We start from the raw sequence: 2,187 nt of genomic DNA, 5'->3' as shown, positions 1-2,187 counted from the left end.
GGTCTTATATGGTGTATTTTTTGAGTTCTGTGTTTTGAGTTAAGGCTTGTCGAGACGCACGGCCGTGCGTCTTTACTTGCCCCCAAAAAGTTTCTTGCTCCGGGTTTCGGGTTTCAGGTTTCCGGTTCGCTCGCCTCCGCCGCTTGCTTTGCAAGAATTTGTCAATTGATAATTGATAATTGATAATTGGTCATTGAAAACCCTTCTTACCTTTTTACCTCTGCCCCATGCTCCATGCCCCATGCTCTCTGCCCTCCGCCCCGTTTCATTTCACCTTCCTGCCGTTCTACCCTTCTACCGTTCTACCCATCTCTCCTTCCTTCGGCCATGTCAGCACCTCCTGATGTTTCAGTTCCACATTTACAGGATAGTGCTTACGAAGGTAACCGGCCAGTTTTTCAGCACAATAGACGGAGCGGTGCTGTCCTCCCGTACAACCAAAATTGAACATTAAATGTTTAAAATTTCGTTTCAAATATTTTTTTACCGATTGGTCGGCCAGAGCAACAACACTTTCTAAAAATGTTTCCATTTCTTTTTCTCTTTCGAAAAAGGCGATTACATCGGGGTGACGACCGGTTTTGTCTTTATATTCTTCATATTTTCCTGGATTGTTAATGCACCGGCAATCGAATACAAAACCGCCACCGTGACCCGAGGTGTCGACCGGTATTCCCCGGCGGTATGAAAAACTGGTGATAAGAACTGTTAAATTTGCCGTGTTGCCGATCTCCTGTAGTTTCTCCGACTGCGTAATCTTACGTAAAGCATCGATCAGGGCCGGCAGTTCCACGGGAAAGTTAACTTTATCGAGAAGGTATTTCAGGTTTTCGATGGCAAAAGGGATACTTTTCAGAAAATGTTCCTTCTTTTCGTAAAATCCGCGAAACCCGTAAGCTCCCATGGCCTGCATGATGCGAATCAACACATATCCGTAAAAATAGTCTCTGAACTCTTTTTCGTTGACTTCAATTTTTTGCCTGAGTACCGAAATGTAGTATTCCAGTAACTCCTCGCGAACAGCGGGGGGAAGATCGGCTTTGGCATCGAAGAGGAGAGAGGCAAGGTCGTACTGAAGAGCTCCGCGCCGTCCGCCCTGATAATCGATAAACGCAGGCCCCTGCTCGGTCACCATAACATTGCGCGACTGAAAATCGCGGTAAAGAAAATATTCGCTGTCGGCCTGTTGCAGGTAGCCGGCAAATTTATGATAATCGTCTTCGAGAAGTTGTTCATCAAAAGGAACACCCGCCAGCTTCAGAAAATAGTATTTGAAGTAGTGCAAATCCCAGAGCATCGACTGTTTATCGAAACTGTGACGGGGGTAACAGAGTGAAAAATCGAGTCCTTTTACTCCTTCTACCTGGAAAATTACCAGATTATCAATAACCCGTTTGTAAAAATCAACAATGTTTGGCGGCACTGTTCTTCCCGACCGGGTATTGGAAAGCCAGTCGTAGAGCGTGGTATTTCCAAAATCCTCCAGCAGATAATATTCCTCCGATTCGTCGACCAGATAAATTTCGGGGACAGTCAGCCCAAGCGCTTTAAAATGCCTGCTGAATGCAACGAAGGCGCGATTTTCTTTTACATTTTTGTTGACTGCACCCAGCGCATAACGATTGGGTCCGGCAATGCGATAATAAGTGCGCTCCGATCCCGGAGGGGGGAAGAGGCGAGATGCTTTCAACCGGCTCGCAAGCCCACTCTTTAAACAATTTCCTGAGTTGATTTTGGCTCCTTTTCAATGTCCTTAGTTTTTTACCTGATTATTATATCACAACAGATATCTTGATTTCTGACCGCACACTATATATCATTACACCGCTAAACTTTTACAGGTGTCTGGTAAGTTAAAGACGCCCAATTTGGGCGTCTCTACCTCGTATTATAAATTCGCACAACGTCGGTGATCCAAACAACAAATGGCACAGCCATTTTAATAAATGGTTCATCACAAATGTGCGTACTTTTCATAGAAATGATTTTCTTTACAATTGTATCTTTAAAAATGGCTAACGCCATTTTGTTCACATCAACCGCGAATTTCACAAATTATGCGAATTAAAAAGCTGTTTTACAGCTTTTTAAAACGACGAAGCCATTAAGACGCACCTTTGGTGTGGTCAAAATTTGCGTTGCTCGGTTCTGCCGCCTGGATTGCAAAGATCTGTGTAATCTGTGGTG

General features: G+C 44.4%; 1 protein-coding gene. It reads right to left on the bottom strand.

Annotated elements, in window-relative coordinates:
• Positions 1-286: 286 nt before the first annotated feature.
• Positions 287-1,690 (bottom strand): RapZ C-terminal domain-containing protein, encoded by a 1,404-nt coding sequence (locus OQ5_RS20045; RefSeq protein WP_016776033.1) that lies wholly within the window; start codon positions 1,688-1,690, stop codon positions 287-289.
• Between the last annotated feature and the right edge of the window lie 497 nt (positions 1,691-2,187).

This window comes from Anaerophaga thermohalophila str. Valhall, from assembly GCF_000250735.1.
GTDB classification, from domain to species: domain Bacteria; phylum Bacteroidota; class Bacteroidia; order Bacteroidales; family Marinilabiliaceae; genus Anaerophaga; species Anaerophaga thermohalophila_A.
Note: the sequence above shows the minus strand (reverse complement) of the source record. Positions and strands in the feature narration are given on the sequence as shown.